An 18,718-nucleotide genomic window follows, 5' to 3' on the forward strand; every position below is an offset into this window, starting at 1 on the left:
TCTCCGCCCACAACACCTACGCCGACGACGGCGCCATGATCGACAAGGGCGTCGCCTTCGCCTCCAGCCACCTCGACGCAGGCACCAGCGGCGCCTCGACCGTCTCGAGCGGTAGAGGTGGCTTCGGAAGCTGAGCGACGGGCGCCCGGCGGCACTGGCCGTCAACCACGTCGGGTTGACGGTCCCGGACATTCACGCCGCGATCGACTGGTACGGCGAGGTATTCGGGTTCCGCTGCATCATGGGCCCGCGGGTGCTCGAGGGTGCCGGCCACCCGGAGGCGGCCTCGGTGTTCGGCAGCCGGTTCCGCCGGGCCTGGCAGGCGCATCTGCTCACCGGCAACTCCGTGGGCATCGAGCTCTTCCAGTTCGTCGACCCGCCGACGCGGGACCCGGGCCGGCCGCGGGAGCGGCAGCCGTGGTTCGACCGCGGCTGGTGGCATCTGTGCATCACGCACCCCGATGTCGCGGCCACGGTCGACCGGGTCGTCGAGCACGGTGGCACGCTGCTGGCGGAGCCGTACGAATTCGTGCCCGGGCGACCGTGGGTGCTGGCCTACGCCACCGACCCCTGGGGCACGGTGCTCGAGGTGATGAGCCACAGCTACGCCGAGGCGTTCGGCAACTGGCCCCAACCGGGGCAGCTGGTTCCGCCCACCCTGGTGCCCCGCCCGGATGGCGACGGCCCGGCCGGCGCCTGAATCGGTCGCGTCAGGGGCCGTCCGCGACGAAGCCTTTGTTGCGCATCAGCGCGTCCGCCAGGAAGCCGTCGTGCGGGATGCCGGGCGCCGCGTACCACGTCGGGTGCGGGCCGACGTAGACGTTGCCGACGGTCGGTTCGGCGAGCAGCTCGTCGACCAGCCGTTGGTCGCCGGTGATCGCGGTGACGACCAGCGACCGCCGCAAGGGTTCCAGGCCGGCGCCGGGCGACCACGGTGAGACCCAAACACAGGGGAAGGGCAGCTCGACGTTGAGCGTGTCCGGGACGGGTTCGGCCAATAGGTGCACCGCCGGGCGCAGCGCGGCGTAGCCGTCGCCGAGGTCGGCCACCACCTGATCGGCGCCGAGCACCGGGGTCGACCCGGCGGCCCTCGCCGCCAGGAAGTCCGCCAGGGCCCGGGCTTGGTCGAGCCGCCGGGTGGGCAGGATCGCCCGTTCGTCGTCGGTGGGTAGCGGCTCGATCTCCGCCAGTCGCCGGGCGATCGTTTCGGCCAGCGGGGCAGGATCGCCCTCACACAGCACGGCGGTGGTGTTGACACAAGCCATGCCCCCGAGGTTGGCGATCGAGTCGACGATGACGTCGATGTGGTCGCGCCAATCCCGATCGGCCGTGATCAGGATCTTGGCGCGTCCCGGCCCGTTGACGATCACCGCCGGGTCGGCAGCGTACTTGTCCACCACGTCCTGACCCCCGTACACCATCGCCAGATCCGCCGAGGAGATGATCTCGTCGGCGCCGGCGTGATCGGTGGGTAGATATACGGCGTCCCCGTGACGGAAACCCGCCCGCCGCAGGGCATGCACCAGCCGGTGCGCGGTCAGCGGCTCGCGGCGCGACGGGCGCACCGCGACGCGATAGCCGAGCGCGAGCGCTTGCGGCCACAGGCCGTGCACGCCGGGACCGTTTCCGGCGGCGTGCACGGCGAACACCTGCCCGCGCCGCACCCAGACCGCGCCACCGCGACGGATGCCTTCGTCGCGCCAATCGAGTGCCGCCCCCACCGGCCGGGCCGGACGGACCGCGTCGAACGCGCCGCCGACGGCGTCGGCCACGCCCCGCGCCCCGGCGCGGGTGACCCCGATGGGCAGGCCCGAAATCCGGCTCGCCAGAACGACATACGCCTCGAAGTCGAGGCCGGCGATCACCCCGCCCGTGAAGACGTCGGCGGCGTCCGACAGCGCCGCCGCGCGACGGCCGGCCGGGAGCGGGGTCAGGTTGCGTTGGGCGGCCAGGGTGCGCGCGACATACAGCGGCGGCACGAGGCTCAGCTCGGCTACCGCGGCGCCGGCCGTCGTGGTGATGACCTCTCGACGGCGGGTCCGGTACTCCCCGTCGGGGCCGAGCGCGTCGATCGCCACCAAATCGGCTGCGACACCGGGCACTTCGGCGGGCATGCTCAGTACACCCCTTCGATGACGGCCTCGCCCTCGAAGGTGGAAACCGGCCGCACCGCACTGACGGAGTCGCTGAGATCGGCCGCAGGCCCGGGCATCCTGACCGCGAGGTCGCGCTCCAGGTTGTTCGGGATGAACATGCCCTTGCTGATGTGGTTCATCACCACCTGACCGGTCTCCCCGTACGGCACCGGCTCGCCCGTGTCGGGATCGACCACCCAGAACACCACGTACGGTGTCCGCGGGTCGAACACGAACGCGTCGCCGTCGACACGGGTAACCGCCTGGGAGAGCACCATCGTGCTGCCGAACGCCATCGTGATCGTCGTCGCCGGGAAGAGGTCGCGGAGCAGGTCGAGGGTGTCGGCGTCCACGTGCGCTCCGCTGAGCAACAGGTAGCGGATCTTGTCGTTCAGCAGATCCACCACCCGGTCGTCGCGGGCCATGGCCTCCAGCAGCGGCGGGGTGGTGTGCAGGTTCGCGACATTCTGCGTCCGCAGCACGAACAGGGCCTGCTCGACGACGTGGTCGACGTAGGCGTCCACCTCGGAGGCCGCGCCGCGCGCGGCGACCTTCTTGACCCAGCGCGGATCGATGTCGATGCCGTGAAAGACCGCACCGAGGCGCTCGGCGACCAGCCGCGAGAAATAACCCACCCCGTGCGGCCCGCTCGGCATCAGGCACAAGAAGCCCTGGCCCCGGCGGAACCCGCCGGTGGCGAAGTCCTCGGTCTGCCACCGAACCACCTGTGCGATCCAATCCGGAAGCTGCACGGTCCTTTTCGGCGCGCCCGTGGTTCCGCCGGACTCGAATATCTGCGGCACCGGCGGTGGCTGCCCGTAGCCGCGGGGGATGAGGTCCTCGACCGGGACCGTGCGCAGTTCGTTGACGAGGTTGGGGAACAGTCGCAGATCGGTGAACGTTTTGACGTCGGTCATCGGATCGAAGTCGAGCGTCGCAGCGGTCCGCAACCAGAATGCCGAACCGGTGTCCTCCCCGAAGTGCCAGGCCATCGCCGCGCGCAGGTAGGCCTCCGGGTCCTCGAGCGGTTCCGAACGCGGAACGTCCAGGAGCGAAAAATCGACATCGGCCATGTCAAGAGATCCTTGCCCATCCGCACCCGATCACCAAGCGTCTGCCACCGTATTGGCTTACTTCGCAGGGAGTTTCGGCGCTGTGTACCCGCCGTTCACTTTGGCAACACGGGTGTGCGGTCCCGCGGCTGAGTCTGCTTTGCGCCGACGGTCGGGTGTGACCTTTATGCGCTGCGGCCCTGAGGCTATGTTCTCTGTAGCGGAAGGGGACGGATCATGGCGGCGGACAACGGCATACCGGCGTGGCTTATCGGTAGCGCGGAGTGCGAATGATCGAGTTCACCCTCACCCGAACCGCGAGAGCGCCGATCGAGACCGTGTTCGACGCCATGACCGACCACCGCGCGATCGCCCGGCACACGCGGCTGTTCCGACGCAGCACGCTTGATCGCGAGGGAACCCCCGCTCCGAACGGTGTCGGTGCGATCAGACGTCTGGTGGCGATCGGGCCCCCGTTCGTCGAGGAGATCATCGAGTATGAGCGGCCCACCCGCTACGCGTACAAGATGCTCTCGGGCGCACCGACGCGCGATCACATCGGCACGATCCGGCTGCGCGAAACAGACACTGGAACCGAGGTCAGCTGGCATCTACGGTCAACGCTGAAAATCCCCGGTGCTGACCGGCTGATGCTGCCGGTGTTCAAGAAGGTCATCGACGAGCTCCTCAAGGGCGGCGTCGCCGCCGCCGAGCGTCGCAGCTAAGCCGCGCGGTTGTGTAGCCGGCGCGGGTCGACGCCCGACCGCCGCCACGCGGTTGCCGCCCACGGGGTGTAGATCGCGCCGATGGGCAGCCGGTTGATCAGCGGGTTGAGCGCGCGCATGGCGGCCGCGAACCGTTGGAATCGCCTCTCTTTCTTCGCATTCCACTCCAGTTGGCAGACCTCGCGCATCTGCTGCGGCATAGTCCCGACCAACACCAGGCGGGTATAGGCGTTCAGCGGGGCGGACAGCACCTTCCAAACCGGGCCGGGAATCCAGCGCGGGCCCGGGATTCCCTTCCTGATGTAGCCGGTCCCGTACAGGACGGTCTTGTGCGGGACGAACCGCTCGAGCATCTCGTCCCAGTAGGCGAGGAACTCGTCGTAGGTCTGCGGCTGGCCGCGGTCGCTGACGCCGTAGAGGCTGTACCACACCTTGCCCTCGTCGAAGATCCGCTCCTTCTCCGCGTGCGACAGCCGGCGGATGAACGTGTCGGTGTTGTAGATGACCTGATCGACGAAGCTGGCGTGTGCCCAGTAGAAGAGTTCGGGATTCAGCGCGTGATACCTCGACCCGTCGCTGATGGTGCCCTTGATCGTCTTGTGGAAGTCGCGCACCTTGCGGCCCCACTCGCGTGGCTCGTCGGAGTAGACGGTCTTCATCAGCGGCGGCGCGGTCCGCTTCGCCCGACCTAACGTGTCGCTGAAGACCACCGAGTGGTCGAGCACGCCCTGGGCGAGTTGTTCGATGCAGTTCTCCACGCCCGCCGTGCGCTGGAACCCGAAGAACTGGGTGCGGTTGTCCCCGTAGAACTTCCAGGTCAACGACTCCGGTCCGAGCCGCGCGCCGGCGGCCCCGGCAGGCCCGTCTACCGGCATGGGCAACGCCTCCCGCACCCCGGTGTCGAAGCGGGTTCCCGCCGTGAAAGGGGTGGGGGCGGCCGCCAACCCGTCGTTGTGGGTGGTCATGCTCCCCTCCCCGCGGCCTCAGCCGCCATGCCCTTGCGAATCAATGACACAAAACCGTATCTTTGTTTCAACAGCCTAGCAACCGGTCGCGCCGATCGCATACCGGGCGGTCATTCGAGGAGTTGAGGCGATGCGGACAGCCACGCAGCCCGACGCGGACGCGGCGCTGAGCGACGTCGACCGCACCATCCTGGACACCGCGCGCGCCGTCTTCGAGACCTACGGCGTGCGCCGGGCCAACATCGAAGACGTCGCGGCCCGCGCGGGCGTCAGCCGCAGCACCGTGTACCGGCGCTTTCCCACCAAGGACGACCTGTTCGGACACGTGGTGCGGCGCGAGGCCGAATCCTTCTTCAGCACGCTGGACCGCGCGACCACCGGCTGCGATCCGCAGCAGGCCGTGGTCGAGGCGTTCGCGCTGGGCGTGCGCCTGGTCCACGACTCGAAGCTGTACTCGCGGATCGCCGAGAGCGAACCCGAGCTGTTGGGCATGTTCTCCCGATCGCGGGCCTTCCCCATCGGGCAGTTCGCCGACGGCATCGCCCACACCCTGCGCCGCTGCGGGACCGACATTCCCGACCGCGACCTGTCCAACATCGCCGACATCCTGCTTCGCGTCGCGCTCGGCATCATCGTGTTTCCCACCGACCGCCTCGACACGTCAGACCCCGCGGCCGTCCGCGAGTACGCCGCCCGTTACCTCGTGCCGATCATCCGCCGCTGAGCGGTTCCGGCGTGTCGGTGACCTGCACTAGCCTGGATGCGTGGCTGGGAGTTCTGCGGCTCCGCGAACCCGGTACGCCAGTTGCGGCGAGATCGACATCGCCTATCAGGTCTTCGGCGATGGTCCGATCGACCTGCTCGTGCTGCCGGGCCCGCTGATCCCGATCGACTGCGTCGACCTCGAGCCGTCGATGTACCGGTTCCATCGCCGGCTCGCGTCGTTCTGCCGGGTGATCCGGTTCGACCAGCGCGGCATCGGCCTGTCGTCGCGGGTGCCCGCGGACATGCTCGGCCCGGAATCGTGGGCGCAGGACGCGATCGCGGTCATGAACGCGGTGGGATGCGAGCGGGTGACGATCTTCGCCCCGGGTTTCACGTCGCTGGCCGGGATTGTTCTGGCGGCCGACCATCCCGAGCGGGTGAACAGCCTGGTGATTGCAAACGGCGCGGCGCGCACGCTGCGTGGGCCCGATTACCCCATCGGCAGCGACCTCGACGACGCCGACCGCTTCACGACGGTCGGGATGGAGCCGGACGCCGTCGAGCAAGGGTTCGACATGCTCGGCATCATCGCGCCCTCCGTGGCGGGCGACGCCGCGTTCAGGTCGTGGTGGGACATGGCCGGCAACCGGGCGGCGTCGCCCAGCATGGCCCGCGCGTTCATCAACAAGGTCAGGGAGGGCGACGTCCGCGACCGGCTTCCCCGTATCGCCGTCCCGACCCTGATCCTGCACCGCGACAACCAGGCCTTCAGCCCCGTCGAGCACGCCCACTACCTGACCGAACACATCCCCGGCGCACGCCTGGTCGAGTGCCCGGGCGGGGACACCCTGTACTGGGTCGGCGACACCGCCCCCGTCCTCGACGAGATCGAGGAATTCATCACCGGCGTGCGCGGCGCCTCCGACGCCGAGCGCCTGCTCACGACGATCGTGTTCACCGACATCGTCGGCTCCACCGAGCGTGCCGCGCTGCTCGGCGACCGACGCTGGCGCGACCTGCTCGACAACCACGACACCCTCGTTCGGCACGAACTGCTGCGATTCTCCGGGCGAGAAGTCAACACGGCCGGGGACGGCTTCGTCGCGACGTTCAGCAGCCCGAGCGCCGCGATCGCGTGCGCCGACGCCATCGTCGACGCGGTCCGCGTGCTGGGCATTGAGGTGCGGGTGGGCATCCACGCCGGTGAAGTCGAGGTGCGCGGCAACGACGTCGCCGGCATGGCCGTACACATCGGCGCCCGGGTGGCCGCCCTCGCCGGCCCCAGCGAGGTGCTGGTGTCCTCCACGCTCCGCGACATCGTCACCGGATCGCGGCACCGCTTCGGCGACCGCGGCGAGACAGCACTCAAGGGCGTGCCGGGCCAGTGGCGGTTGTACTCGCTGGTGCGCGAGCACGCCGCCGTCAGGCGGTGACCGAGTGCGGCTCGGCGTACGCTGCGTAGTGGCGGGGTAGGGGCCGCCAGGGGGCCTTCTTCCGGCGGCCCGATCCCCGATTCCGGCGTACGGCTTGGTATTTGGTCGAAGGAGTGCGCATGACCGACGTGCACGTCTCGTTGCCCCCCGCGCTGCGTCGAGCGCTGGAGCTGCTGGCCGATCCGCCGGCGAATCCCGATGTGAGCAAGGGTTATCTGGATCTGCTCGGTAGCGGATCCGACGAGGGCAACGGCGTCGCCAAGAACACCGGCCCGATCCAGGCGGCGTGGGCATCACCGATCGGATCGATGCTCTACGACAACGCCCAAGCCCTGTCGCGGCGGTTGATCAGCGCGTGGCAGACACCGCTCGAGTGGTTGAACATCCCGCCCGGCGGCACAGCGCTCGATGTCGGCTCGGGCCCGGGTAACGTGACCGCGTCGCTGGCACGCGCGGCCGGCCCGGGCGGGCTCGCGCTGGGGGTCGACATCTCCGAGCCCATGCTGGCGCGCGCCGTCCGCAACGAGGCCGGACCGCAGGTCGGCTTCATCCGGGCTGACGCACAACGACTTCCGCTGCGCGACGACACGGTCGACGCGGTCATCTCGACGGCCGTGTTGCAGCTGATTCCCCATCCGGAGACCGCGCTGGGCGAGATGGCGCGGGTGCTACGACCGGGCGGCAGGCTGGCCGTCATGGTGCCCACCGTCGGTCCGGCCGCCCGGCTGTTCCAGAAGCTGCCGAACGTGGGGGCGCATGTCTTCGACGAGGACGAGATCGGCGACATCCTGGAAGGCCAGGGATTCGTGAGCGTGCGCGTGAAGAACTACGGCACGGTCCAGTGGGTGCGGGGTAAGAACGGCTGAGTCAGTCGCGTTTCACAGCGGCCGTGGCCTCACGAGTCGGGGTTCTGTGCGACCGTGGCGAGCCGGTCCATCGATTCGCGCAACATCTCCGGCGTCGTCGCGCGAGCGCGTTCCAGGCGGCTGGCGTCGGTCAGCCCCGTCCAATCGTAGGTGTGGGTCACCGTGGTGAGTTCGGCGTTCACCGGGCTGAGCTCCCAGCGCCACAGGTGACCGGGCGGCTGTTTTCTGGGTTCGGCTGGGCACCAGGCGATTTTGCTGCCTTCGACGAATTCCACGACGTGGTTCTCCCGCACGGCGCCATTGGTCAGCTTCGTGGTGAACACGTCCCCGACGGCGCGGACTCGTTGGCCCGGGGCGGACGAGGCGAGGTTGTTGTTGCCGTCCCAGCTCGGCTGGCGCGCGGGGTCAGCGATCAGCTCGAAGATCCGCGCGGCGTTGGCCGCGATGACGCGCGTGGCGCTCACGATGCCTTCGATTTCCATGTCCGACATACCGCTATCCAAACACGTCCACCGGAGCGCCGCCGCGGTGTGAATGTGACCTTCGGCCGAAGCGTTGAGGACCTTCGACCGTCGAGCTACCGGCCGGCGGGGTGCGACCGTGGTGGATGCCGGGGCAACCCGGTGGTCTGCCCGAAGTGCAGCAAGCCCATTTTTGGGCGAGGCCATCCGCAAGGGCCTGATTGACCCACCGTCTTAAGACGGGGAACTGCCTTCGGGCAGACCCTCATGCCTACGGCATCCGGGGCAGCGCCTCGACCGGCCCGGACAGCGCCGCCTTCACGTAGCGGGTGTCGTCGTCGGCCAGCACCTCGGGCTCGCCCCCTTCGATACCGTCGACGATTGCGTGCGCCACCTGACGCGGGTCGTTCTTTGGTGCGTCGAAGCCGGACGCCATCTCGGTGTCGGTGAAGCTGAGGTGCGCGGCGACCACCAGGGTGCCCTGCTTTTCGAGTTCGATCCGCAGCGTATTCGTCGTCGACCACAGCGCCGCCTTGGAGTCGCCGTACCCGCCGGAGCCGGGCATCCAGGACAGGATCGAGGCGATGTCGACCAGCGCGCCGCCACCGTTGGCGGCCAGGATCGGCGCGAAGGCCTTGGCGACGCGCAGCGCACCGAAGTAGTTGGTCTCGAACACCGCGCGCACTTCCTCGATGTCGCTGTCGAGCAGCTTCGCCGCGCCGAGGACACCCGCGTTGTTGATGACGATCTCGGCGTCCGAAGCCGAAGCTGCCAGAGCCGCAACGGAGTCCGCATCGGTCACGTCCAACTCGGCGCTGACCACGCGCGGGTCCGCGCTGGGTTTGGGCGCCCGCGCCGTCGCATAGACCTTGGCCGCGCCCCGCTCCAACAACTCGTCCACGATGGCCTTGCCCAGCCCGCGCTGTCCGCCGGTAACTACGACCGTCGACCCTTTGATGTTGACCATGATCCAGACTCCTGACGTAGGTAAACCAAATTTGTTTCTGTCACCGTAGTTGCCGGTGTCGACATAGTCAAGTATCTTTTAGTTATGTCTATTTCATGGGCTGCGTCACAGCGGTACGGCATCACCCCGGCGCCCGGCGGCCTGGCATTGGTCCAGGACTTCCTCAACACCAGGGGGATCGCGGGCTATGGCCCGGACCTGCTGGCTGACACCGCGGTCGCCCGCGACTGGGTCGCGGGCGCGGTGCGTAACTGGTCGACCACCCGCGGCGAGGTGCTACCGCCGCCCAAGCTCGACGACGCAGATTTGACCAAGCTGCGCTCGTTGCGGGACACCATCGATGCACTGGTGAGCGGCGAGACGACGGGCGGACGAGGCGCCATTCCCGCGGCCCTGGTGGTCTCCGACGCCGGGGCGGTCCGACTGGAGCCCAGCGGCGCCGGGTGGCGCTGGCTGGCGTCGGCGCTGTGGGCCGAGATTCTGCTGAGCCAGCACGCCGATACCTGGCGGCGCGTCAAGCGGTGCCACAACCACCACTGCGGGTCGACGTTCTACGACCGCTCCAAGAACAACAGTGGGGTCTGGCACGACGTCAAGACGTGCGGTAACGCCGCCAATCTGCGCGCTTCGCGGGCCCGTCGACGGGAACGCGAGCGCGCGATGGGCCTAGCGGTTCCGCCACAGTAGGCGGTAGCGGTAGTAGAGGCCCCGCCGGATCGTTGCTTCCGGTAGCACGTCGGCGGACACCCGGCGAATCTCCTGGAGACTTTCCCGCGGATCGGCCACGGCCACGCCGATGTTGCGAGTCTCCCGGTGCAGCAGCGACCCTGCGCGCGCGGCGGGGGTGCACAGGGCGGCCCATGCCCAGTCGGCGACCGTTTTGTTGGCCGACAGCCCCACGACGGCGAGTTCCCCTGCGGGCGTGAGCATTTCGCGTGCCCTCTGCAGGGTCTCGCGCAGGGGCAGATGATGCAGGCTGGCCACGAACGTGATGAGGTCGAACGAGCGCGGCTCCGCCGCGAAGGCTTCGAAGCGGGCGAGGAGCACCGAGGCATTGTCGGTGGATTGCAACCGATCTATCGCCCGTTCGACCGCGGTTGGGTCGGCATCGATGCCGACGACGCTGCGCGACACCGTGGCCAGCCGCCGGGTGAGCAACCCGTCGCCGCACCCCACGTCCAAGACGTCGCCGCGATGGCGCGCGGCGATGTCGACCAGCCAGCCGTGATACGCGGCGTTGTGGTTCCAGTAGTCGTGCCTGCGGTCGGCCCTCAGCAGCGCTCCGCGCCCCGTGGCATGAGCCTCACGGCGCGTGCGCGGCTTGGCCGGGTTCTCAGCACCACCCGCAACGCGTAACCGGCACGCGCCTTGATCGGCGTCACGACATCGAGATTGGTAGGGCTCTGACTGATCCAGGAGGGCAGTGTCGCCACGGTTTCGATCCTTCGTCTGTTCGGCCTGTTGCGCCGATTCATTGAATTGCACCGGGGCCGCTTTACGGGCGCGCCGCGCCGGGGTAAACGCCACGAAAAGCCATTTTGTGGCCCTACGCACAGCCGCCCGTGCGCCGGCGCGCTGTCACACATTGGCCGGGCGTCTGAACTTCCGCAGGTAGGCCGGCAGCCCCCGCGCGGGTGGCGCCTTGGGCCAATCATCGGCCCGGAAGTAGGCGTCGGTCCCGCCATCGACGAAGACGACACTGCCGCAGAGGAATTCGGCGGATTCGGACAGCATGAAACACATCCACTCGGCCATGTGCCGCGCCTCGCCGAAGCCACCGATTGGCACGGGGAAGGACCGGACGGCCTTGGCCTGCCGGGGCGTCGCGAGCTGTTCCTGCAGCAACGGCGTCATGATGGCTCCGGGCGCCAGCGCATTCAGCCGCACGCCCGCGCCCGCCCACTCGGGCAGCACCGCGTTTCGCCGCACCCAACGACTCAGGGCGATCTTGGAGGCCGCGTACATCATCGTCGGCGCGGCCGGGCCGAACGGTCGCACCGCTCGCAGGGCCTTGCCGGCGTCATGCGCGAGGAACGCCTTCACCGCGCGGCGCGGGACGAGGGGCACCGTCGTCGCCGAGTTACTGGCCACCACAACCACTTTCGCGCTCTCGGCCGCGACCAGCGCCGGTCGCCACGCGACCAGCGGCTCGACGACGCCGAAGAAGTTGACCTCGCCGATCTGGCGTAGCCGCTCTCGACCGGGGCTGGGCCCGAGCCCGGCGGCCAGCACCGCGCCGTCGAGTCTGCCGCCCGAGGCCGCCAGCACGCCGTCGGCGGCCTGCCGACGCCCCTGTGGCGTCGACAAGTCGGCGACGACGTCGGCGTCTTTGATGTCGACGCCGATCACGGTGTGCCCGTCGGCCTTGAGCCGCTGCGCGGTCTCGTGGCCCATCCCGGATGCCGATCCGGTGACCGCATAAGTGCCCATCGCCTTAGTTCTTACCAGCCGCGGTGGCCTGGGGCCTCAGGTTTTGGCGGCGGCCTTCTCGACATCGAGCAGCTGCTCGCCCCGTCGCTCCTCGTCGTACGCTTCACGTCCGCCCCGCAAACCGAACAGGCGTTTCGAGAACAGCAGGTAGACCACGGCGGCCACGTTGATGGTGAAGGTGACCACGCGGGTCATCGTGATGCCCTTGGCCAGGTCGTGAATCTCCAAGGGCAGGAACACCGACGTGGCTATCACCGCGAAGTACTCACCCCAGCGCTTCAGCAGCCACAGACCGACACCTTCCACCACCTCCAGCAGCGCGTAGGCGGTCAGCATCAGGGTCAGCAAGGCCAGGGTGGAGGGTTTGGCGGCCAGCGCCTTCTCGAGTTCGTGCACGATGGTCATCTGGTCGACCTTGAACCCGGCGGCGCGGAAGATCGGCAGGTCGCGTTCGAGGGTGGCCTGGATGGCTCCCCGGGCTCCGCGAAACTTCCACACCGCATAGGCGGCGAGCGCGATCACCACCGCGCGGAACAGGCGTTCCACCGCGAGCGCCCGGATGATGATCGCCTGGCGTAAAGCCTTGCCGCGCATGATCATCGGCGCATCTTCGGCGCGTCCCCGCCCGTGTGGCGCGCCGACGGTGAACTCACCGCAACGCAGGCAGCGCCACACCTCGCCAAGTCCGGTGGTGCCGCTCAGCCGGGCGGCGAGATCCTGTTCGTCGGGCGCATAGGTGGCGTGTCCCGCGATTGCGCAGGTAACCAACTCCCACCTATTGATGCCCTGATCTTTGCGCATGGCCGATCATCGCACTGCCGGCGGCGGGTAACGCAAGAGGGCGCGTCAGAACCGCGGATTGGCCCGCGGCCGTTGCGCGCGGGGGCTTACCGCCGCCAGGAGACCGGTGAGGTCGGTGACCGAGATCTCGTCGAGGTGATCGACCGCCGCGACGATGTCGGCGCGCAACGCTTCCCCGCAGAAGGGTTCGGCCAGCCAGGCGAACTTGTCGATGACGCGTTCCCACGACATGGGCCGGGTGGGCGAGCCCTCGTAATCGGCTTGCTCACGGTGGAATTCGCGCCCGTCCCGGGTCGACAGGTGAACCCGGGCCGCGGTGCGTTTCGGATAGTCGGCGGTCAGGTCGGCAGCCGGTTCGACGTCGACGCGCGCCAACAGCTCCTGCACGTCGGCGCGGCGCACCCGCTCGGTTTCCAGCTGTTCGGGGCCCACCCCGCCGTCGAGGAGTGCAACCGCGCTCAAGTACTTGAGGTTGTAGTCGGCCTGCTCCTTGGTGCGGGGCTCATCCTTGGCGCCGTAGGCTCCCCCGCCGGCGAAGTCATAAGCGCCCTGGAAGACCTCGAGGGTTACCCGCGCGATGTCCTCGCCCCGCAGGGAGTGCTCGTCGCGCAACGCCAAGATCGCGTCGATGACGACCTGGCCGTGAATCAGTGAGCAGTACTGCTTCAAGTAGGTCCGTTCGACGCAGGCGAGCCCGCGGTCGGCGGCCGCGAGATCGATCGGCTGATCGAAGAGTTGGACGAGGCCGTGCGGGCCCTCGAACAACGACCGCGGGCCGGTGACGCCGCGGGCGGCCAGCATGGTCGCGTAGACGGCGCGCATGCCGGTGATGGCCGGTGAGATGCCCTTCCAGTTCGAGACCGGTTCGGCGTGCACGGTGGCCAGCGACACGTTGTCGGTCGCCGCGGCCGCGATCGCGTTGGCGGTCTCGTCGACGCCCAACCCAAGCAACTTGGCCGCGCCGGCAGCCACCGACATCGACAGCTGCAACGCGTGATTGAGTCCCCGCGCCATCACGGGCACCCGGGCGCTGAATCGGCATTGCACCTCGTAGGCGACCGCCAGGGCCAGCAGGAAGTCGGCTCCGCTGGCGCCGGTGTGCTCGGCGACGGCCAAGATCGCGCCGAAGTTGTCGGCGGGATGGCACAGCCCCCCGACCGTCAGATAGGTGTCAAGGAGGTCGGGATACCGCACCAGCACCGCGTTGAAGAACGCGGCCTGGTCCACCGACGCCCGTCCCCCGCCCACCAGTGTCGCGGTCGGGGCGCCACTGAACTGGTCGGTGTGCTCGCGAACGGTCGCAATCAGCTCCCCGTCCAGGGAACCGACCGCGCAGGCGATGCTGTCGAGCACGTTGCGTTTGAGCAACGCCCGTGGCCGTCCCGTCAGGTCCGCCTGCTCCGCGCCGACGACGAATCCGGCCAGTTGCTCGACAACGTAGTTCTCTGCCATGACTTTTCGCCTTCCGGGCCGACCACTCCACTGAAGCGCGGCGCCGGCCCGCTCGTCCAGGACCGTTCTCTTACCAGTGTTCGGGGCGAGTTCTCACCGCAGGTGGGGATCGCCGGCAGGGGCCCACCAGCGGCCGGCGGGCGGGGCCGGCCAGTCGCGGGTGCGCGCGATCGTGAGCAGCGCGTCCACGGCGTCACGCACGCTGGCGCGTTCGTCGTCGCGCCGGTGCAGCAGCGACCATGTCCACAGCGGTATCGGCTCGGCGACGGGGCGCTGCCCCAGACTCGGTGGCAGCGCCGCGGTATGGCGTTTCGGTGATGCGAGCACGGCCGCGCCCACCTTGCGCACGTGTGCGTAAAACGCATCCCCGGTGATGCCGCCGTCGTCGATGTGCACGACGCGGGCGCCCACGGCCGCCGCGAACTCGGTGGCGTATCGGTTCCACGACGACCACGCCGACTCGTCGGCGTCGACAAGCACGCTGAGCCGTTGCGCGGCAACGGGATCCGCCGAGGAAGTGCCGGGCAGGACCGCGCGCAGCGCCTCGGTTCGCACCAGGTGTGCCACCAGGCCGAGCTGACTGACCTGGTCGGCAGTGACCCACGCCAGCGCGACGTCGAGGGTGCCCTCGGCAACGCGTTCGGCTTGCGCATGCGACGGCAACACCCATTCGTCGAGGCGCAAGTCCGCCGCAGAACCCACCAGGGTGGTGAGGTCCTCGGGCAGCCAGCTGACGTACCCGAGGCGTACCGGCGTGCTGCGCGCGGCCGCCCGCTGGAGCCGGCGCTTGGCATCGTCGGCCAGCGCCAGGATGCGGCGCGCGTCCGGAAGAAAAGTGCGCCCGGCCTCGGTCAATCGAACGCTGCGGCGGTCACGCACGAGCAAGTCCGCGCCCAGTTCGCGCTCGAGGGCGATGATCTGTTGCGAGAGCGCCGGCCCGGAGATGTGGACGCGTTGCGCGGCCCGGCCGAAGTGCAACTCCTCGGCGACCGCCACGAAATAGCGCAGCTGCCGCAATTCCATACGCGGAGCCTAGACGGCGCGCTCGACCGCGTCGGGTCGCGACGGGCCCGCGCTGATGGCGGTCGTTTCGTCGGTCAGGTGTTTACCGATGAGCCGGATCTGCCGCGCCGACAGCGGGCACAGCGGATGCACGGCCACCATCAGGGCCACCTGCCGTTCGTCGAACACCGGCGCGGCGATGGTCACCACGGGTTGCTTGCGCCGGCCCGGGTTGTCGTCGGAGAGGAAGCCGATCGTGATGAACTCGACGCGCAACTGATCCATGATGTGGCGCACCGGCTTCGGCATCTCGGCGCTGTCCAGCGTGCCGACGACCTGCGCGGCCTGGGCCAGCGCGGGCGTCGTCCAGTCGACGTCGAAGCCGCGCTCACGCGTGCGCTCGAGCACCTGCTCGAGGCGCCGGATGCGATCGGGGTTCTCGCCCGCGCCGCGGCGGATCCACGCTCGTTGCTCGTCCTCGTCGTCCCAGGCGGCGAGCGCGACCCCGAAGGGCGGTGCGTACGGGATGCGATCGCCGGGTATCCCGGACGGCTGGGTGGCGGGCTCGCCCTCAAACGCGGTGACCACCAACGAATCACCGAACCGCTCCACCACCGAGCAGGCGTAGCCGAACTCGCGGGACAACCGCAGCGCCGCGGAGCGGGCCGCATGCGCGAGCGGCCGGGCGGTGTCTGTCCGCGCCGCCACGACGGCCAGCGCGGGACCCAGGGTGAACGTCTTGGCGACCGGATCGCGGCTGGCCCACCCCCGGTCGCACAACGTCTTCAGGATCGCGTGCGCGGTCGCCTGGGTGAGGTCGAGCTCGCGCACGATGTCGGAGAACCGCAGCCGCGCATTCCCGGACCGGGCCAGCAGTTCGACTACATCGAGCACCCGGGCCGTCGGCGCAGACGTCGCTCCGCGGATGGCTTGACTCCTTTACCGCACGATTTAGAGTTGAGCGAACATTCGAGATTACATGTCGATTATTAGAGAAAGCTAACGCTTCTGCGCGCTGCGGTGTTGAGAGACGGCCGGTTGCAGGTCCGCGAGACGCCGGACCCCCAGCCGGGGGCGGGCGAGCTGTTGCTGCGCACCCTGAGCACCGCGATCTGCGCGTCCGCCGCGCATCGTCGTCCATCCGAACGGAGACGTGCCATGACCGAACGCGAAGACCGCCAGGACATCTCCGAGCTGCTGGTGCGGTACGCCACCGGGATAGACCGGCGCGACTGGCCGCTGTTTCGCACCGTGTTCACCGCGGACTGCGAGCTCGACTACGGGGAGATCGGGTCGTGGACCGGTGTCGACGCCGTCACGGAGTTCATGGATATGACCCACGCGCCGGCCGGGCATACCCTGCACCGCCTGACCAACCACGCCATCACGGTCAACGGCGACAACGCATCGGCCCGCACCTATGTCGATGCGGTGATCATGTTCGGCGACAACCAATCCGGCGTGAACGCATGGGGTTTCTACGACGACGAGATCGTGCGGACCGGGGATGGTTGGCGTATTGCGCGGCGTCGGTTCACTTCGGTGCGCATCACCACATTCGGGAGCCCTTAGATGACGTTCGCAACCAAGTACGGGCCCTGGGCGCTGGTGGCCGGCGCCTCGGACGGGGTGGGCGCGGCCTTCGCGCGCGGGCTCGCCGAGCGGGGCGTCAACGTCGTGCTGATCGCCCGCCGGCACGCCGTCCTGGACGAAGTCGCGGCCGCGATCCGCGGCGACACGTCGGTGTCCACCCGCACCCTCGCCATCGATCTCGCCGAACCGGGCGCGGCGGCGGCGATCGCGGCGGCGACCGGCGACCTGGAGGTGGGCTTCCTGGTGTACTGCGCGGGCGCCGACCCGAACTTCGAGCCGTTCCTGGCCAATCCGGTCGGAGTGGCCGAGGCGATGGTGCAGCGCAACTGCATGGTGCCGATGCAGTTGTGCCACCACTTCGCCGGTCCCATGGTCGAGCGGGGCCGCGGCGGCATCGTGTTGTTCGGGTCCGGCGCCGGCCTGGCCGGTGGGGCCAACATGGTCGCCTACGGCGCGACGAAGGCGTTCGACATGGTGTTCGCCGAAGCGCTCTGGGCCGAGTTGCACGACAAGGGCGTCGACGTCCTGGGCCTCATCCTGGGCAAGACCGATACCCCCGCGTTGCGGCAACTCGAGCACAGCCGCGGACAGATCGGGTCGCTCGACGAGGTGCCGCCGGGCGCTGCCGCCGTGACCGACGTGATCGCCGAGGCGTTCGGGAACCTCGACAACGGGCCGACACTGATGGTCGGCGACATGATGCGCGCCGCCGAACAAATGCTGGCGTCGCTAACCCGCAACCAGGCCGTCGAACTGTTCGCCCAGGCCGCGGCGGCGGCCATGGGGCCGGACACTTAGTCGCAACCTCCCCCGCTCGCGGGCCGTCGTACTGCATGGGGATGGATTGCGCTTCGCAAGGTTTGCCAAACTTCGAGATCAGGCCTGCCTAACTTTTCGCAGGCGCGCGCCTGGCCAGCAAAGATGCGTCAGCGTGCGTCCACGCTCCGCCGATCAACGACGTTGCTGGTGACGCGCTTCGCGGGTAGTTTAGGGAGGCGTTAGGCATGGCTAATCCAGGCGGAGCAGCCGCTCCATTCGCCACCCCTCCCGATCGAAGGATGACGATGCTCGCCACCGACAGGCCCGCGGGCGCCACCGCGACGGCAGAACGGTCGCGACGTCGCACCCTGACGCGCTCGGGATTGATCACCGCGGCGTTCGTGGCCCCCGCGGTGGTCATCCGCATCGTTGGGTTGCACCCCGACCCAGTCGCCGCCCTGCTGATCTACGGCGCCGCGGTCGTGTCGGCCAGTTTCTTGCTGGCCTGGGCCGCGGAGACCGCGCAGATCGATGTCTCCGGCGGGCTGGCGACGGCGATCCTGGCGTTGATCGCGGTGCTGCCCGAATACGCGGTCGACCTCTACTACGCCTACGTCTCTGGCCACAACGCCGAGTACACGCAGTACGCCGCGGCCAACATGACGGGCTCGAACCGGTTGCTGATGGGTTTGGGTTGGCCGGTTGTGGTGCTGGTGAGCATCGTCGTGGCCCGCAAGGCCGGCGCGAAGAACGCCACCGGTCTGGCGCTGCAGCCGACCAATCGCGTCGAACTCGGGTTCCTGCTGATCGCCGGCATCATCGCCTTCGCGATCCCGGCGAGCGGCCAGATCCATTTCGGCCTCGGGCTCGCGCTGCTGGCCTGGTTCGGCTTCTACCTGTACAAGATCGGCCACGGCGACGTGGAGGAACCCGACCTGATCGGGACCGCCGCCGCCCTGGGGGAGCTGCCCGATCGAGGCCGGCGCATCGTCGTCGTCGGCCTCTTCCTGCTGTCCGGCGCGGGTCGAGCTGCAGTGCGAAGCCGCCGCCGCCGAGGAGGTGGGCAATCGGCAGCGATCCGATCAGCAACGTCCACTGGTTGACCTTCGAGGAGATCAGGGTGGCGATGGCCGCCGTGCCCTTGCCCCGGGCGGCGAAGATGGTGGCGACGATGAACTCCGGCGCTTCGGAGGCCAGCGGGGCGAGCCACTGGACCAGCAGGAAACGATCGATGCCCAGCTCGGTGCCCGCGGCGACCAAGTTGTCGGCGAACGGCTTGGCGCACAGCAGGATCACCGCGCCGGACAGCAGGAAGAGGCCGACGACGACGATGCGCCGGCCTCGATCGGGCAGCTCCCCCAGGGCGGCGGCG

19 protein-coding genes and 3 pseudogenes are annotated in these 18,718 nt (G+C 69.0%); 10 read left to right on the top strand and 12 right to left on the bottom strand.

Features of this window, described 5'->3' with window-relative positions; genetic code table 11:
- Both A9X03_RS09795 and A9X03_RS09800 read left to right on the top strand, forming a co-directional pair.
- A pseudogene (locus A9X03_RS09795) lies at nucleotides 1-134 on the top strand (cutinase family protein); the annotation flags it as partial.
- Nucleotides 135-154: 20 nt separating this feature from the next.
- A complete protein-coding gene (locus tag A9X03_RS09800) occupies nucleotides 155-700 on the top strand; it encodes a VOC family protein (protein ID WP_082974461.1) in 546 nt (181 codons plus the stop codon).
- Between the two features lie 10 nt (nucleotides 701-710).
- Here the strand turns inward: A9X03_RS09800 and A9X03_RS09805 are convergent, their stop codons facing one another.
- On the bottom strand, nucleotides 711-2,081 hold the full coding sequence (locus A9X03_RS09805) for an aldehyde dehydrogenase family protein (RefSeq protein WP_068260829.1): 1,371 nt from the start codon (nucleotides 2,079-2,081) through the stop codon (nucleotides 711-713).
- A 35-nt stretch (nucleotides 2,082-2,116) separates the two neighbouring features.
- Entirely contained in the window at nucleotides 2,117-3,208 is a 1,092-nt protein-coding gene (locus A9X03_RS09810; protein ID WP_068260815.1) for an AMP-binding protein, read from the bottom strand.
- Between the two features lie 269 nt (nucleotides 3,209-3,477).
- Between A9X03_RS09810 and A9X03_RS09815 the strand changes: the two genes are divergently transcribed.
- Nucleotides 3,478-3,912: an SRPBCC family protein gene (locus A9X03_RS09815; RefSeq protein ID WP_067759866.1), complete on the top strand. Its 435-nt coding sequence runs from the start codon at nucleotides 3,478-3,480 to the stop codon at nucleotides 3,910-3,912.
- Here the strand turns inward: A9X03_RS09815 and A9X03_RS09820 are convergent.
- Nucleotides 3,909-4,877, bottom strand: a complete 969-nt coding sequence (locus A9X03_RS09820; RefSeq protein ID WP_067780807.1) for an oxygenase MpaB family protein — start codon at nucleotides 4,875-4,877, stop codon at nucleotides 3,909-3,911. The two genes, A9X03_RS09815 and A9X03_RS09820, sit on opposite strands and share 4 nt — an antisense overlap.
- 130 nt (nucleotides 4,878-5,007) lie before the next feature.
- Here A9X03_RS09820 and A9X03_RS09825 point away from each other — a divergent pair, with 130 nt between their 5' ends.
- From A9X03_RS09825 to A9X03_RS09835, 3 genes are all read left to right on the top strand, one after another.
- On the top strand, nucleotides 5,008-5,601 hold the full coding sequence (locus A9X03_RS09825; RefSeq protein WP_067780804.1) for a TetR/AcrR family transcriptional regulator: 594 nt from the start codon (nucleotides 5,008-5,010) through the stop codon (nucleotides 5,599-5,601).
- Nucleotides 5,602-5,641: 40 nt separating this feature from the next.
- A complete protein-coding gene (locus tag A9X03_RS09830) occupies nucleotides 5,642-7,015 on the top strand; it encodes an adenylate/guanylate cyclase domain-containing protein (RefSeq protein ID WP_068260824.1) in 1,374 nt (457 codons plus the stop codon).
- A gap of 119 nt (nucleotides 7,016-7,134) precedes the next feature.
- Nucleotides 7,135-7,881 (top strand): methyltransferase domain-containing protein, encoded by a 747-nt coding sequence (locus tag A9X03_RS09835; protein ID WP_067760159.1) that lies wholly within the window; start codon nucleotides 7,135-7,137, stop codon nucleotides 7,879-7,881.
- Between the two features lie 29 nt (nucleotides 7,882-7,910).
- Here the strand turns inward: A9X03_RS09835 and A9X03_RS09840 are convergent, their stop codons facing one another.
- Nucleotides 7,911-8,372, bottom strand: a complete 462-nt coding sequence (locus A9X03_RS09840) for an SRPBCC family protein (RefSeq protein ID WP_067760166.1) — start codon at nucleotides 8,370-8,372, stop codon at nucleotides 7,911-7,913.
- A 241-nt stretch (nucleotides 8,373-8,613) separates the two neighbouring features.
- Complete coding sequence (locus A9X03_RS09845) at nucleotides 8,614-9,309, bottom strand: SDR family oxidoreductase (RefSeq protein WP_067760168.1); 696 nt, start codon at nucleotides 9,307-9,309, stop codon at nucleotides 8,614-8,616.
- Between the two features lie 147 nt (nucleotides 9,310-9,456).
- Here A9X03_RS09845 and A9X03_RS09850 point away from each other — a divergent pair, with 147 nt between their 5' ends.
- Nucleotides 9,457-9,996 (top strand): CGNR zinc finger domain-containing protein, encoded by a 540-nt coding sequence (locus A9X03_RS09850; RefSeq protein WP_067760191.1) that lies wholly within the window; start codon nucleotides 9,457-9,459, stop codon nucleotides 9,994-9,996.
- On the opposite strand, the gene A9X03_RS09855 is transcribed toward A9X03_RS09850, so the two are convergent.
- The 6 genes from A9X03_RS09855 to A9X03_RS09880 all read right to left on the bottom strand — a co-directional run bounded on the left by A9X03_RS09855 (nucleotide 9,976) and on the right by A9X03_RS09880 (nucleotide 15,888).
- Nucleotides 9,976-10,587, bottom strand: a complete 612-nt coding sequence (locus tag A9X03_RS09855; protein WP_068260831.1) for a bifunctional 2-polyprenyl-6-hydroxyphenol methylase/3-demethylubiquinol 3-O-methyltransferase UbiG — start codon at nucleotides 10,585-10,587, stop codon at nucleotides 9,976-9,978. The two genes, A9X03_RS09850 and A9X03_RS09855, sit on opposite strands and share 21 nt — an antisense overlap.
- A 300-nt stretch (nucleotides 10,588-10,887) precedes the next feature.
- Entirely contained in the window at nucleotides 10,888-11,739 is an 852-nt protein-coding gene (locus tag A9X03_RS09860) for an SDR family oxidoreductase (protein WP_067760173.1), read from the bottom strand.
- A 36-nt stretch (nucleotides 11,740-11,775) separates the two neighbouring features.
- Nucleotides 11,776-12,540 (bottom strand): DUF2127 domain-containing protein, encoded by a 765-nt coding sequence (locus tag A9X03_RS09865; RefSeq protein WP_067760176.1) that lies wholly within the window; start codon nucleotides 12,538-12,540, stop codon nucleotides 11,776-11,778.
- Nucleotides 12,541-12,585: 45 nt separating this feature from the next.
- Nucleotides 12,586-13,992 (bottom strand): MmgE/PrpD family protein, encoded by a 1,407-nt coding sequence (locus A9X03_RS09870; RefSeq protein WP_067780796.1) that lies wholly within the window; start codon nucleotides 13,990-13,992, stop codon nucleotides 12,586-12,588.
- A gap of 93 nt (nucleotides 13,993-14,085) precedes the next feature.
- Nucleotides 14,086-15,015 (bottom strand): LysR family transcriptional regulator, encoded by a 930-nt coding sequence (locus A9X03_RS30675; RefSeq protein WP_068260827.1) that lies wholly within the window; start codon nucleotides 15,013-15,015, stop codon nucleotides 14,086-14,088.
- A 9-nt stretch (nucleotides 15,016-15,024) separates the two neighbouring features.
- The gene (locus A9X03_RS09880) at nucleotides 15,025-15,888 is read right to left on the bottom strand and encodes an IclR family transcriptional regulator (protein WP_067754154.1); all 864 of its coding nucleotides are present in this window, start codon (nucleotides 15,886-15,888) and stop codon (nucleotides 15,025-15,027) included.
- Between the two features lie 264 nt (nucleotides 15,889-16,152).
- On the opposite strand from A9X03_RS09880, the gene A9X03_RS09885 reads away from it, so the two are divergent.
- The 3 genes and pseudogenes from A9X03_RS09885 to A9X03_RS09895 form a co-directional block, all read left to right on the top strand.
- Nucleotides 16,153-16,566, top strand: coding sequence for a nuclear transport factor 2 family protein (locus tag A9X03_RS09885; protein ID WP_067754190.1), 414 nt, complete (start codon nucleotides 16,153-16,155; stop codon nucleotides 16,564-16,566).
- Nucleotides 16,567-17,385 carry an SDR family NAD(P)-dependent oxidoreductase gene (locus tag A9X03_RS09890; protein WP_067754160.1) on the top strand — a complete coding sequence of 273 codons (819 nt, stop codon included), beginning with the start codon at nucleotides 16,567-16,569 and terminating at the stop codon, nucleotides 17,383-17,385. It begins immediately after the preceding gene.
- A gap of 260 nt (nucleotides 17,386-17,645) precedes the next feature.
- Nucleotides 17,646-18,368, top strand: a pseudogene (locus A9X03_RS09895) (sodium:proton exchanger); the annotation flags it as partial.
- On the opposite strand, the pseudogene A9X03_RS28360 reads toward A9X03_RS09895, so the two are convergent.
- A pseudogene (locus A9X03_RS28360) lies at nucleotides 18,361-18,718 on the bottom strand (sodium/calcium exchanger protein); the annotation flags it as partial. The pseudogenes A9X03_RS09895 and A9X03_RS28360 overlap by 8 nt on opposite strands.

The sequence above is a fragment of the Mycobacterium sp. E1715 genome (assembly GCF_001667625.1).
In the GTDB taxonomy this organism is placed as follows: Bacteria; Actinomycetota; Actinomycetes; order Mycobacteriales; family Mycobacteriaceae; genus Mycobacterium.